This is a genomic window from Vogesella mureinivorans, from assembly GCF_007644035.1.
GTDB classification, from domain to species: domain Bacteria; phylum Pseudomonadota; class Gammaproteobacteria; order Burkholderiales; family Chromobacteriaceae; genus Vogesella; species Vogesella mureinivorans.
The window spans coordinates 88295-102051 of sequence record NZ_VMTV02000909.1; the positions used below are offsets into that span (position 1 = coordinate 88295).

Below are 13757 nucleotides of genomic sequence, written 5' to 3' on the forward strand. Positions count from 1 at the left end.
AGAGGCGCAGCGCAGAATCAGGGGGGTGTCAGCGATGCCTAGGCTAAAATAGGCGCCTCTCATCAGAAAGCGCCATCATGCAGCAGATCGTTGACTTTATCCTGGAGCTGGACAAGCTCAAGGGCGTCACCCGCAAAACCCGGCCACTGGGGCTGGACCGCCAGGAAAACTCGGCCGAACACAGCTGGCAAATTGCCATGTTGGCCGCGTCGCTCGCCCCCTACGCGCCCGAGCCTGTGGACATGAACCGCGTCATCGCCATGCTGCTGGTGCACGATATCGGCGAGATCGACACCGGCGACACCATCGTCTACGCCACCGAAGGCTGGGAAGAGCGCAAGGCTGCCGAGCTGGCCGCCGTAAAACGTATCTTTGGCCTGCTACCCGCCGCGCAGGGCGAGCCGTTTCTGGCGCTATGGCAAGAGTTCGACGCTGCCGAAAGCGCCGAGTCACGCTTTGCCAATGCCGCTGACCGTGCCATGCCCGTACTGCTGAACCTGGCCAATAACGGCCAGAGCTGGCGTGAAAACGGCATTAGCTACCAGCGTGTGGTTGGCCGCATCCGCGAACCTATCGAAACAGGCTGCCCGGCGCTGTGGGCCTATCTGGCCGAACGCCTGGCCTATGCCGAAACCCAAGGCTGGTTTGGTGCCTGACAAATCGTAAGCCTCATGAAAAAAGCCGCCTTGCTCTGGCGGCTTTTTGTTTGGCGCGGGCGAGCCAATACGCGATCGCCAATGGCTTAGGGAATGATCGCCAGCCCGGCCAGCGGCTGCCCCTGGGCAATGCGCCCCAGGCGGCTGGCTTTGCCGGTTTGCAGATTCACTTCGTACAGCTGGCTGGCGCCCAGTTTTTGCCGCGCCGCCAGAAACGCCGTGTTTTTGACGTCGGAAATATCCAGCGATGCCGCTTGCAAGTCACCGTAACCCACCCCGCCAGGCTGTATACCCAGCATATCCGCCGACAAGCCCAGGCTGCCTACCGTGCGCAGCTGGCCGCCGTCCGGCGACACGAATGGCTGCACCCCTTCTTTCGAGCCCTGCATGGCCAGTGTGCCGCGCAGCGCATCGATGGTGTACAGCGTGGTGATCTTGTCGTTACGGGCGTTATACGTGTACGCCGCCGCCAGAATCACAGGCTGTTGGCCAGCCTGGCTGTCGCCGTCGGCATAGTGCAAAGCCTTATCGGCCTGTACACCGTCTTGCGCCGCGTTGCCATCGATCTGCGCGCCGGTATCCGGGTGCATGCGCAGGTTGGCGCCACTGTCGCTCACGATGCGCATGCGGTCTACCGCCGGGTTGAAATCAAACCCGAAACGCTGCCCGGCAAGCTGCGGCAGCGCCTGCGGGGGCCCTGCCTGGGTAAGCTGGCCAGTTTCGGGGGCAATGGTGTAAATACGGCCAGCACGTGACAGGCCATACAGCACGCCACGTGCTACGCGGTAATCGATGCCGACCAGCGTGTCGCCCGCCGGCAGGCCGGCCAGTGGCTGACGCGACAGCTCACGCGAGGGCTGGCTGGCATTGATGCGGATCAGCACCATGTCCTGGGTTAGCACATACAGCTGCTCGGTGCGCAGCGGCCCCGGCGCTTCGGGTGGCAAGCTGGCGCAGCCGGCCAGCAGGCTGGCGGCCAGGGCGGGCAGGCTCAGCCGGTATGGCGCTTGGCGTTGAGTCTTCATGCGTGTCCTTGTTTGCAGCGCCTCAGGCGCCACGGCTAGCGAGGGAAAGCGTAGATAAACCGCCACTGCCCTTATGAACGCGTATTTGTACCGGTATGCGTTCCTTCAGGCCTTCTACGTGGGAGATCACGCCGATCATTTTGCCACTGGCGTGCAGGCTGTCCAATGCATCCAGGGCCACATCCAGTGTTTCCGGGTCTAGTGTGCCAAAGCCTTCATCCAGAAACAGCGAGTCTATCGATGTTTTATGGCTTACCAGGTCTGATAACGCCAGCGCCAGCGCCAGGCTCACCAGAAAGCTTTCGCCACCAGACAGGGTACGGGTGTCGCGCCGGGTGTCGCCCTGCCAGGTGTCCACAATATCCAGCTCCAGCTCGCCCCCCAGCTGCCGCTGCAGCAGGTAGCGCCCATGCAGGCGGCCCAGCTGGCGGTTGGCCAGGTGCACCAGGTGGTCCAGTGTCAGCCCTTGGGCAAACTTGCGGTATTTGTCGCCTTTGGCCGAGCCGATCAGGCTATCGAGCCGCAGCCAGATGTCCAGCTCGGCCTGCTGGCGTGCCATGTCCGCCAGTAGCTGCTGGTGCTCGGCCGCGCGGCGCTTGTCGTCGTCCAGCAGGCTTTGCAAGGCGCCTTTCCGTGTCAGCGCTTGCTGGCGGCTGGCGTCGTGCGTGGCCAGTGCCTGCTCCAGCTCGGCCAGGCTTGGCAGGCTGGTGGCCTGGGCCTGGGCTGCGGCCAACCTGTGCGCTGCGCTATCGGCTACCGCCTGGCGCTGTGCCAGCTGGCTAGCCAGCAAGGCTAGCCGGGTTTCGTAATGCTGCACGGTGGCGTCATCCAGCAGTACATGCTGCCAGGCGGCTTCATCGGCAAAGCCGCTATCGGCCAAGGCCTGCAGCCACTGCGTGCTGGCTTGTTGCGCCGCACTGGCGGCGTGCTGCAGCTGCTGTTGCTGCTGCGCTTGCTGCCCCTGCAGCTGGCTGGCCGTTTGCGCCAGCTGTGGCAGGCTGTCGGCCAACGCTGCCAGCTCGGCAGCAGGGTTGGCCGCATGGGCGGGTGCTGCCCCCGCAGGCCACTGCGCCTGCCAATGCGCGAGCGTGCTGTGTGCCTGCTGGCTCTGCAGTATGTGCTGCTGCAGGCTGTGCGCCAGTGTTTGCAGGGTGGCTTGATCGGCCTGCCACTGCGCCCATTCTTGCTGGCACTGTGCCAGCCAGCTGTCCGGCTGGGCAGGCATGGCATAGCCCGCGTCGGCCAGGCTGCTGGCCAGGGTGGTTTCCAGCTGGGTAAGCCCGCTTTGCAGCTGCGTCAGCCGCACGTCTTGCTGCTGGCATTGTTGCTGGTTGTCTTGCATGGCTTGCAGCAGCAGTGCGTGCTCGCTACTTGCCTGCTGCTGCAGCTGGTGGGCATGCGCCACGCTGGCTTGTGCCGCTTGGCTGGCCTGGCTGGCAGCGTCGGCCGCCTCCAGCTGGCGGGCACAGGCGGCCAAGGTGGCGTCGGCCGCAGCCAGCCGCGCGGGCCAGGCATCGGCCTGCTGCCAGCTGTCGCCTGGCAGGCCATGGTGCTGCGCCAGTAGGTGCCAGCTGCCCAGCAAGGCATCATGGCTGGCTGCCAGGCTGTGCTGTTGCTGCAGGGCTGCCTGCTGGCTGGCTTGTAGCTGTGCCAGCTGCTGGTTGGCCGCACGGCCGCTGTCTTCCAGTGCCTCCAGCTCGGTTTGTAGCCGGGCAATGGCTTGCTGGGTGGGGCCACAGTCCAGCTGCTGATAATGCGCAATGGCGGGGTGCTCGTGCGCGCCGCACAGCGGGCAGGCTTCGCCCGGCTGCAGCTGCTGGCGGTGCGCTTCCAGGCTCTGGATACGCTGCTCCAGCGCCAGTATGCGTTGCTGGTCGGCCAGCATGCTGCGCGTGGTTTTGTACTGCTGGCGCTGCGTGTCTAGCTGCTGCTGTACGGCGTCTATTTGTGCTTGCAGCGCCTGCTGCTGTTGCTGTGTGTGTTGCAGGCTGGCGGCTTGGGCACGCAGCTCGGCAGCCTGGCTGGCCAGCTGGGCCAGCTGCGTGCTGTGCTGCTGCGCCAGCTGCCACTGCTGGCGCAGGCCGGCCAGGTCTTGGCCTTGCAGCAGATCCTGTAGCCGGGCTTGCGCCTGCTGTGCGGCCAACTCGGTTTGCTGTGCCCCTGCTTGCGTGGCGGCCAGCCGTGCGGCCACGGTGGCGGCGCTGGCTTGTTGCTGCTGCAGGCGTTGCTGGCTATGCGTTTGCGCGGTTTGCTCGGCGTGTAGTGCGCCGCGCTGCTGTGCCAGCTGGCCAAGCTGGCTTTGCCACAGGGGTAGCCACTGGCCTAGTTCGGCGTGCTGGCTGCGCTCGGCCAGGCTATGTGCCAGCTGCTGGTGCTGGTCTTTTGCCTGCGCCAAGGCCGCATCGGCTTGCATCTGCTGCTGCAGCGCCAGCGCCAGTGCCTGCCGCTTACCCGCTGCCAGGTTTTGCTCTGCTTGCGCCAGCTCTTGCTGCAGGGCCAGGCTGTGCTGTTGCTGCTGTGCCAGCTGTTCGGCGGCGTGCTGGTGGGCACGCTGCAGCGGCAAGATGGCAGCGGCAGGCTGGTGCGCAGCCAGGCTGGCCTGCCATGGCGCGGCGGCTTGCCAGCTTTGCGTGGCGTGCTGCAGCTGCTGCATAGCTTCTGTGGCGTCCTGCCGAGCAGCGAGTAGCGCTTGCTGCTGCTGTATCTGCCCCGAGAGCAGCTGGCCTGCCTGCGCGCTGTCGTGCGCCTGCTGTTGCCACTGTGCCAGCTCGCTATGCATGGCTTGCCGGCGCGTATCGTCCAGCAGGTCTGCCCCGCTGGCGCGCGATTGCAGCTGGGCCAGCAGCTGGCGCTGCTCGCGGGTGTGCTCGAATACGCGCTGCGATATCTGGCCGTAAATGTCGGTACCGGTCAGCTCTTCCAGTAGCTCGGCACGGTCGTTGGCGCTGGCATTGAGAAAGGCAGCAAAGCCGCCCTGTGCCAGCAGCATGGATTTGGTAAAGCGGGCAAAGTCCAGACCGGAGAGGGCAATGGTCTGGCGCAGTTTGTCGTTAACCTGCGTGCTGAGGATGCGGCCATCGGCGTGTGCCAGCTCTACTTTGGGTGCCTGCAGCGCGCCGTCGGCTTTATCGCGCGCGCGGCGCTGGCTCCAGAAGGCGCGGTAGCTCTGGCCTTTTACCTCGAACACCACCTCGGCCAGGCAGTCTGCCGTGTGGCGGCTCATGATGTCGTTGCTCCCGGCCGAGATGCTCTTCAGGCGCGGCGTTTCGTGGTACAACGCCAGGCAGATGGCATCCAGCAGGGTGGATTTGCCGGCGCCGGTGGCACCGGTAATGGCAAACAGGCTGCAATCGGCCAAGGGGGGCTGGTTGAAATCGATCTGCCACTCGCCTTGTAGAGAGTTCAGGTTTTTCAGGCGTACGCTCAGTATTTTCATGCTTGCCCTGCCTGTAGTTGCTGCAGGATGTGCTGGTGGCGGGTGGCCAGCTCGGCCGCCAGCGCCTCATCAAATGTTTCCAGTGCCAGGCGGCGGGCAAAGACCTCTTGCGGGCTGAGCTCGTCCAGCGTTTCGCGTGGGTTGCCGGCCAGGCTGGCGGCTAGCTGCGGGCGCTCGCGGCGCAGGCGCAATATGTCCAGCGGCAAGCCGTCGCACAGCTGCGCCAGCCTTTGCTGCAGGTCGGCCAGGTAGTCGTCGGCTTGTACGCACACCTCCAGCCATACCGGCTGTGCGGCGCTGCCGGCCTGCGCGGCTGCGGCCAACTGCGGGCCCAGGCTGGCCAGCGTGCCACGCAGCTGGGCCATAGGCTGGAACACCGGCACGGGCAAGGGGGTAATGTGCTGCACGCCCTGGCTGCCCAGCGTTACCAGCAAGACTTCTTTTTGCTGGCGGCACTCGTCAAAACCCAGGGCGATGGGCGAGCCGCTGTAGCGGATATGCGCCAAGCCACCCACTGCCTGCGGGCGGTGAATGTGGCCCAGCGCGATGTAGTCGGCAGGCGGAAAGGCCGCAGTAGGAAAGGCTTCCAGTGCGCCCACATAGATTTCGCGCACCGCTTCGCTGCTGCTGGCCCCCACCGTGGTGAGGTGGCCGGTAGCAACGATGGGCAGCGGCTGGCCCAATGCCTGGCGCTGCACGCACGCGGCGTCGTAGACCTGCTGGTAATAGCTGGCAATGGCCTGCTGTAGCGAGCGCTGCTTGTCTTCGGCGCTCTGCCCTGCCTCGCTGCGCAGCACGTCGCGCGGGCGGATAAACGGTAGCGCGCACAGCAGCGCTGCCGGCTGCCCTTGTTTATTGCGCAGCACGTGCACCATGCGGGCGGGGTCTGGGTCGATGGCGGGTACCACCAGGGTATTCAGCCGTGCCAGCAGGGGCTGGCTCTCGGCCAGTGTGGCCACCGAGTCGTGGTTGCCCGCCAGCAGGATCAGCTGCACACCCAGTTCGTGCAGCGCCACCACCAGGCGGTTGTACAGCTCGCGGGCGTAGCTGGGTGGTGCGCCGGTATCGAAAATATCGCCCGCCACCAGCACGGCATCGGCTTGCTGCACTGCGACTTGCTGCAGTAGCCAATCCAGAAAAGCCTGATGCTCTGCCTGCCGGCTTTTCCCCATGAAATGCTGGCCCAAATGCCAGTCGGAGGTATGAAAAATACGCATGGATAATGCCGAAGAAATAAAGCGTGTCATCAATGGGGCGATTTTACCCCGACAGGATACCGCTAGATACATATTGCAGTACGGCGAGCGGGCACTAGGCGTGAATACCCATACGGAATGGGCTTATGACGTGTGGGCGGGCAAAAAAATAACCTCCTGAATCGTCACAAGTCAGGAGGTTTTGTAAGTTCGGGCCGTGGCCCGCCTCTGAACAGGCTGCGAGGAAGCAGTAATGTCAGAAGATGGTTGAATGATATAGGCTCATGGGGCTGTGTGACTATGCGTAAAAATACCTAGGCATCACCCATGTGGCGATCAAACACCGCCATCAACTGCTCGTCGCTCTCTATTCTTTTGATTTCATTAAAGAAATTTTCCGCCTCGCCATAGGTGCGCTGCAGCAATTTTGCCCATTGCTTGCTACGGCTGACCGCATAGCGGCCGCCATCAGCACGCAACTGACATTGTTCAGTCAAATCGCGTAGCCAGGCCAGCGCCTGCGGCCACGCTGCCGGTGGCAGCATCTCGCCGGTTTGCTGCAGATGGCGGATGCGCCAGGCCAGGTCGGGGCTGGCTACCAGGCCGCGCCCGATCATCACCGTATCGCAGCCGCTGATGTCGCGAATGGCCTGATAGTCTTCCAGTGTCCACACCTCGCCATTGGCCACTACCGGTATGGTCATCGCCTCGCGGATGCGCGCCAGCCATTCCCAGTGCGCGGGCGGGCGGTAGCCTTCTACCTTGGTACGCGCATGCACACACAGCTCCTGTGCACCGCCTTGCTGGATGGCATGGGCGCATTCCAGTGTCAGGCTGGTGTCCTCGTAGCCCAGGCGCATTTTGGCGGTGACTGGCGTACTGGCGGGCACCGCGCTGCGCACCGCGTGCACGATGCTATAAAGAACGTCAGGCTCTTTCAGCAATACCGCACCACCACGGTGCCTGTTCACGGTAGGCGCCGGGCAGCCAAAGTTCAGGTCTATGCCCACCGCCCCCATTTCGGCCGCCCGCACGGCATTCTGTGCCAACCACTCTGGTTCGGAGCCCAGCAGCTGCACGCGCACCGGCACCCCGCAGCGCGTGGCCGAGGCGGTTTGCAGCTCGGGGGCCAGCCGTTCGAACGTGCGCACCGGCAGTAGCGAGTTGGTGACGCGCACAAACTCGGTCACACAAAGGTCAATGCCGCCAATGCGCGTCAGGACATCACGCATGATGTCGTCTACCAGGCCCTCCATGGGGGCTAGTACAATTTTCATGTTTACCGCCAGTACTTAAGGAGCAGCGCATTGTATACAAGCACGCCACCCGACACCACGCCGGCAGGCATCCACCTGCGCCAGGGCGGTATCAGCGACATCCCTACTGCCCTGCCCCTGCTGGCGGCATACCGGGCGTTTTATGGCTTGCCCACCGACAGCACGGCGCTGGCTGCTTATCTACAGGCACGCCTGAGCGCCGGCGAGGCTACGCTGTGGCTGGCGACTCAAGCTGACCAGCCGGTAGCCGTGGCGCTGTGCTACCGCGGTTACTCCACCCTCAGCCTGGCGCGTAACGATCTGCTGCATGACCTGTATGTCGACCCCGGCTGGCGCAGGCATGGCATTGCCGCCGCACTGCTGCAGGCCATCCAGCACAGCATTCCGCCAGGTGGCAGCCTGTGGCTGGAAACCGCGCACAGCAACCACGGCGCGCAGGCACTCTATCTGGGGCTGGGCTTTGTACCGGATAGCGCTTTTCTGACCATGAGCTGGCAGCGCCCGGCTGATTTGTGAAGCCGCCCGCAACACGGCACAATGCGGCCAACTTTGCAGGAGCCCGCCATGACCACCGACATCACCTTGCCCCCGCTGGGGCGTTACCAGCACTACAAGGGCAACCATTACCAGCTGATCGACTTTGCCCGCCACAGTGAAAGCCACGAGCTGATGGCGGTGTATCGCCCGCTATACGGTGACATGGGGCTATGGGTGCGCCCGCTGGCCATGTTTTGCGAACAGGTCACCATTGATGGCGTGACCCAGCCACGCTTTCGCCTGCTGGACACGCCGTGCTGATCTACCGTACCGACCAGTTCGCCATGCCACTGCCGGCCGGCCACCGCTTTCCGGCAGAAAAATACGCCCTGCTGGGGCAAGCAGTAGCCGACATGGCGCCAGACCGGCTGGCGGAAGCGCCCGCGGCCACACCGGGCGAGCTGATGCTGGCGCACGATGCCGACTACGTTGGCCGCATGCTCGATGGCAGCGTGGCACCGGCCATCATGCGTGAAATCGGCCTGCCCTGGAGCGCTGGTCTGGTGGAGCGCAGCCGCCGCTCGGTGGGCGCCACCCTGGCCGCCGCCCGCAGCGCCCTGTTATACGGTGCCGGCGTTAATCTGGCGGGGGGCACCCACCACGCAGGCCACGCCAAGGGTGGCGGTTTTTGCGTATTTAATGATGTCGCCGTGAGCATTCGCGTGCTGCAGCAAGAGGGCCTGATCCGCCGCGCTGCCGTTATCGACCTGGACGTGCACCAGGGCAACGGCACCGCCGAGCTGTTTAGCGGCGACGCCCGCGTGTTTACCCTGTCCCTGCACGGGGAAAAGAACTTTCCCTTCCGCCGCGTGGCCTCTACGCTGGATGTCAACCTGCCGGATGGCACCGGCGATGCCGACTACCTGGCTGCGCTGGAGCAGGCACTGGCTACGCTGGCGGCCCGTTTCCAGCCGGATATCGTGTTTTACCTGGCCGGCGCCGACCCCTACAGCGGCGACCGCCTGGGCAGGTTAAACCTGAGCCAGGCCGGCCTGCTGCAGCGCGATGCCCGTGTTTTTGACTTGTGCGAACAAAAACAATGGCCACTGGCCGTGATGATGGCTGGCGGCTATGCCGTGCCCATCGGTGATACAGTCGCCATACATTGCCAAACCGTGCGTGCCCTGCTGGCACGCCATAGCCTGAAAGGAACTTGCTGATGAATACCGCCAAAGCCACGTTTGCCGGTGGGTGCTTCTGGTGCACCGAAGCCGTATTCCGCCAGCTGCAAGGCGTGACCGCCGTGATCCCCGGCTATACAGATGGCCACCTGGCCGAACCGGACTACGAAAGCGTATGCCGTGGCGACAGCGGGCATGCCGAAGCCATCGAGCTGCACTATCAGCCCGATACCATCAGCTATGCCACCTTGCTGCAGGTGTTTTTCCTGACGCACGACCCCACCACGCTCAACCGGCAGGGCAATGATGTAGGCACGCAGTACCGCTCGGCCATTTATACCCACGATGACAGCCAGCAGCAGCAAGCATTGGCCTTCATCCAGCAGCTGGACGCCAGCGGCGATTACCCCGCCGCCATCGTCACTGAGGTCAAACCGGCCAGCCACTTTTACCCGGCCGAGGTCTATCACCACGATTACTATGCGCGCAACCAGAGCGCGGGCTACTGCCAGGTAGTCATCGCCCCCAAACTGCACAAGCTGTACCGCAGCGCACCGGCCTTGCTGAAAAGCAGCTAAAAAACCGCCTGTGATGCAAGGCAAGCCTGGCCGAGCGCCCCGGCCGGGCGCATGCCAATTGCAGATTTATGGCTATCCTGCGTTACAATTAGCCCCCCGATACCGTAGCGGCCACCATGACCCCTAGCGAGCACGCCCCGGCCAACACTGGTTTTTTTCGCATCCGGCAATGGCCACACCTTGTCAAAGAGCTGCCCTGGCGGGTAAAAGGCGCGTTCCTGTTACTGTGGGCATTGTTGTCCATCGCCATTCTGGTGGTAGCCATCCTGCTGACCGAAGAAAGCCGGCAACAGCAGTTTGATGCGGCCAGCCTGCATATCAAGAAAACGCTGGAAGAACGCCTGCTGATCTGCGAAACCGCCGTGTACGGCTTTACCGAGCTGTCTGCGGCCAACTACGGCATGGACAAGCTGCGTTTTCGCCAGTACGCCCAAGGCATAGGCAACCGCTACCCGTATATCTATCTGATGGGTTTTCAGCCCAAAGTCAGCCTGGCCGAGCGCGAAAACTACGAAGCCTCGATCAGCTTTCAGCGTTACCAGCCGTTTTTCATCAAGGACTACCAGGGCAATGGCGACCCGGGCTGGCTGAATAACCAGCTATGGCGCCCTTCCACCGCCAGGCCGTTTTACATCCCGCTCGTGGATGCCGAGCCCCCTTCCGCCAACCAGTACAGCTTCATGCAAGGCCTGGACATCCTGCAGGATGCCATTCTGGGCCCCGCCGTGCAGCGGGCCATCCGCAGCAGTGATATTGAAATCACCCAGCCCTACCAGATGCGCGAAGGCGGCCACGGCTTTGGCTTTGTCAAAGCCATTTACGCCGAAGGCGTAGCGCCGCCATCGCCCGACGAACGTATCAGCGCCGCCATCGGGGTGATTACGGTAGGCATCAAGGCCGAAACGCTGCTGTCCATGCAAAGCGGCAACACCCAGCAGCTCAGCATCCGCCTGCTGCCCACCCTGCCCACGCAGACCAGCCCGGCTATCAACATCCGCCCGCCGCAAGCCGCGCACAATAGCAGCTGGCTCAGCGCATGGCTGTTTCCGGCCCGCTACACCGAGGTTTCGATAGACCGCGACTACTTCCCGTACAAGCTTTCCATTACGCGGCCAACCTCGCCGGGGCACATCCCTTGGTCTCTGTATGTCTTGGCCATGGGTGCCTCGGCGCTGATCAACGCCTTGCTGATGCTGATCGCCGCCTCGCAACACAACGAGCGCATGCAGCGCGAGCACTATCACGACACCCTGCACCGCGAACGGCAGCAGGCCATGGTGACGCTGGAAAATATTGACGATGCCGTACTGGTGATGAGCCGCGGCCTGCAAGTGGAATACCTGAACCCCAAGGCGGCACTGCTACTGAATACGGCCGCAGCGCTGGCCATTGGCCGGCAAATGAGCGAGCTATGGCGCCTGCGCTTCGACCTGGCCAGGGAAGCCATGCTGGACCCACTGCAAAGCTGCCTGGCCAGCGGCCAAAAAGTCGACCTGCCAGAAAACGCCTACATCGACCAGGGCGGCAAAGTGTTCTACGTAGAAGGTACCGTCTCGCCGCTGCCAGGCGCGGATGGCCTCATGCGCGGGCTGGTGATTACCTTTCGCGACATGGCACCACTGCGCCAGCGCATGGCCGAGGCACTGGAACGCAGCGAAGAGCGGCTAAAGCAGCACCAAGCCGAGCTGGCCCGCGTGGCGCGTATCAATACCCTGGGCGAAATGACCTCAGGCATTGCCCACGAAATCAACCAGCCGCTGTCGGCCATTGTCAGCTACAACGAAGCCTGCCTGGGGATGCTGGAAGACGAAGAGCCAGACCGCATCCTGCTCATTACCGCCTTGCGTTCATCGGTAAAGCAGGCGCAACGGGCTGGGCATATCGTGAAAAAACTAAGAGAATTCGTGGCCAGCAAACAGGCCGAGTTCTCGGCGGTAGACCTGAACCAGGCGGTGCTGAACATTGTGACCCTGATCGAGCCCGAGCTGCGCGGCCATCAGGTACAGGTAAAAACCGACCTGGCCAGCGCCCTGCCACTGGTGTTTGCCGATACCATCCAGGTAGAGCAAGTCATCCTGAACCTGTGCAAAAATGCCATGGAAGCCATGATGGAAACCCCGGGCGAGCACCGGCTGTTCCTGTATAGCGAACAGCGTGGCAACCGCGTACGCGTTGGCGTGCGGGACAATGGCCCCGGCATGCCGGAAGACGTGCTCAAGCGCATATTCCAGCCGTTTTTCAGCTCCAAGGCGCAGGGCATGGGGCTGGGGCTCACCATCAGCCACACCATCATTGAAAACATGGAAGGCGTGCTGTGCGCGGACAACCTGCCCTCTGGCGGCGCAGAGTTTTATTTTGAACTACCGGTAATGACTACCCCCTATGAAAGCGAAGGAGTAAGCGTGTAATGGCATCCATGACCCCAACGATTTTTGTCATCGATGACGACCCGGCCGTAAGGGACTCGCTCGCTTTGCTCATCGGCACCCAGGGCTTGCGCGTACAAACCTTCGAGCACGCCGAAGCCTTTCTGGACAAATTCCGCCCGGACGAAATCGGCTGCCTGGTGCTGGATATCCGCATGCCGCAAACCTCCGGCCTGGCGCTGCAGGACATGCTGAACCTGCAAAACATCCAGATGCCCATCATCTTCATTACCGGCCATGGCGACCTGGAAGAATGCCGCCGCGCGTTTCGCGGTGGTGCGGTCGATTTCCTGACCAAGCCGATTAACGCCGTACAGCTGCTGGAAAGCCTGAAAAAAGCCATCCGCATCAGCATCCAGCAGCAAAAGCAAGAAGCAGAAACCCAGGAAGTGCGCCAGAAGCTGGAGCGCATTACCGAGCGCGAGCGCCTGATTCTGCGCTATGTGGCCGAAGGCCGCTCCAGCAAGGAAATCGCCCGCGAGCTGGCGCTGTCGCCGCGCACGGTGGAAGCCCACCGCGCCAAACTGTTTGAAAAACTGGACATCAACTCGCTGGCCGAGCTGGTGCGTTTTTACCTGAAGGCACTGGACGCCGTACAACCCGTGCCCGCGCAAGACACTACACCATGACCCGTCTGTTCAACAAAATCGGCCTGGTGGCACGCCACAGCAAGCCGCAGATCATCGAATCGCTGCTGAAGTTGGCCGCACACCTGACCAGCCGTGGCTTTCATATCGTCGTAGACGCCGAAAGCTGCGCCGGGCTGGAAAGCGGCAACTACCCGGTAGTAGAGCGTGTCGACCTGGGCAAGCTGGCCGACCTGGTTATCGTGCTGGGCGGCGATGGCACCATGCTGTCGGTCGCCCGCGTGCTGGCGCCCTATCGCGTACCGCTGGTTGGCATCAACCAGGGGCGGCTGGGCTTCATGACCGATATCTCGCTGCACGAAATGCTGGACGCCATCGACCGCATTCTGGATGGCCAGTTCGTGCCCGAAGAGCGCATCCTGCTGCAGGCCTCGGTGATACGCGAAGACGCCGAAATCGCCAGCGCGCTGGCCTTTAACGATGTGGTGATCAGCCGCGGTGCGCTGGGCGCCATGATCGAGTTCGAGGTGTTTGTGGACAACCAGTTTGTCTACAGCCAGCGCTCCGATGGCCTGATCATCAGCACGCCTACCGGCTCCACGGCGTACTCGCTGGCGTCCGGCGGGCCCATCCTGCACCCCACCCTGCAAGCGGTAGCGCTGGTGCCGATCTGCCCGCAGTCTCTCAGCAACCGCCCTATTGCCATCAGCAATAGCTGCGAGGTGGCCTTCATGCTCACGCGCGGCCTGGACGCCCGCGTGCATTTCGACGGCCAGTCGCACTGCGACCTGATGGAAATGGACCGCGTCATCGTGCGCAGCTACCGCAACACGCTGAAGCTGCTGCACCCCATCGGCTACAACTACTACGACATGCTGCGGCACAAGCTCCACTGGGGCGAGCGCCTGCTGTGAGATA

General features: G+C 63.1%; 12 protein-coding genes. 8 read left to right on the forward strand and 4 right to left on the reverse strand.

Annotation, left to right across the window (positions count from 1 at the left end; all coding sequences use genetic code 11):
* The first annotated feature begins 77 nt into the window (after positions 1-77).
* Positions 78-656 (forward strand): HD domain-containing protein, encoded by a 579-nt coding sequence (locus FLQ44_RS20605; protein WP_147695859.1) that lies wholly within the window; start codon positions 78-80, stop codon positions 654-656.
* Between the two features lie 86 nt (positions 657-742).
* Here FLQ44_RS20605 and FLQ44_RS20610 read toward each other — a convergent pair whose 3' ends face one another.
* From FLQ44_RS20610 to FLQ44_RS20625, 4 genes are all read right to left on the reverse strand, one after another.
* On the reverse strand, positions 743-1681 hold the full coding sequence (locus FLQ44_RS20610) for a DUF4394 domain-containing protein (RefSeq protein WP_147695860.1): 939 nt from the start codon (positions 1679-1681) through the stop codon (positions 743-745).
* A gap of 22 nt (positions 1682-1703) precedes the next feature.
* The gene (locus FLQ44_RS20615) at positions 1704-5117 is read right to left on the reverse strand and encodes an AAA family ATPase (RefSeq protein ID WP_147695861.1); all 3414 of its coding nucleotides are present in this window, start codon (positions 5115-5117) and stop codon (positions 1704-1706) included.
* Positions 5114-6334 (reverse strand): exonuclease subunit SbcD, encoded by a 1221-nt coding sequence (sbcD, locus tag FLQ44_RS20620; protein ID WP_147695862.1) that lies wholly within the window; start codon positions 6332-6334, stop codon positions 5114-5116. Before sbcD ends, FLQ44_RS20615 begins: the two co-directional genes overlap by 4 nt.
* A gap of 293 nt (positions 6335-6627) precedes the next feature.
* On the reverse strand, positions 6628-7590 hold the full coding sequence (locus tag FLQ44_RS20625) for a tRNA dihydrouridine synthase (RefSeq protein ID WP_147695863.1): 963 nt from the start codon (positions 7588-7590) through the stop codon (positions 6628-6630).
* A 30-nt stretch (positions 7591-7620) separates the two neighbouring features.
* Between FLQ44_RS20625 and FLQ44_RS20630 the strand changes: the two genes are divergently transcribed.
* The 7 genes from FLQ44_RS20630 to FLQ44_RS20660 all read left to right on the forward strand — a co-directional run bounded on the left by FLQ44_RS20630 (position 7621) and on the right by FLQ44_RS20660 (position 13753).
* Positions 7621-8106: a GNAT family N-acetyltransferase gene (locus tag FLQ44_RS20630; protein WP_147695864.1), complete on the forward strand. Its 486-nt coding sequence runs from the start codon at positions 7621-7623 to the stop codon at positions 8104-8106.
* 48 nt (positions 8107-8154) lie between these two features.
* Positions 8155-8388, forward strand: a complete 234-nt coding sequence (locus FLQ44_RS20635; RefSeq protein ID WP_147695865.1) for a DUF1653 domain-containing protein — start codon at positions 8155-8157, stop codon at positions 8386-8388.
* Entirely contained in the window at positions 8382-9287 is a 906-nt protein-coding gene (locus FLQ44_RS20640; protein WP_147695866.1) for a histone deacetylase family protein, read from the forward strand. Before FLQ44_RS20635 ends, FLQ44_RS20640 begins: the two co-directional genes overlap by 7 nt.
* Entirely contained in the window at positions 9287-9826 is a 540-nt protein-coding gene (gene msrA / locus FLQ44_RS20645; protein ID WP_147695867.1) for a peptide-methionine (S)-S-oxide reductase MsrA, read from the forward strand. The genes FLQ44_RS20640 and msrA overlap by 1 nt, the downstream gene beginning before the upstream one ends.
* A 116-nt stretch (positions 9827-9942) precedes the next feature.
* Positions 9943-12234, forward strand: coding sequence for an ATP-binding protein (locus FLQ44_RS20650; RefSeq protein ID WP_147695868.1), 2292 nt, complete (start codon positions 9943-9945; stop codon positions 12232-12234).
* Positions 12234-12881: a response regulator transcription factor gene (locus tag FLQ44_RS20655; RefSeq protein ID WP_147695869.1), complete on the forward strand. Its 648-nt coding sequence runs from the start codon at positions 12234-12236 to the stop codon at positions 12879-12881. Before FLQ44_RS20650 ends, FLQ44_RS20655 begins: the two co-directional genes overlap by 1 nt.
* Positions 12878-13753 (forward strand): NAD kinase, encoded by an 876-nt coding sequence (locus FLQ44_RS20660; RefSeq protein WP_147683541.1) that lies wholly within the window; start codon positions 12878-12880, stop codon positions 13751-13753. Before FLQ44_RS20655 ends, FLQ44_RS20660 begins: the two co-directional genes overlap by 4 nt.
* The last annotated feature ends 4 nt before the right edge of the window (positions 13754-13757 follow it).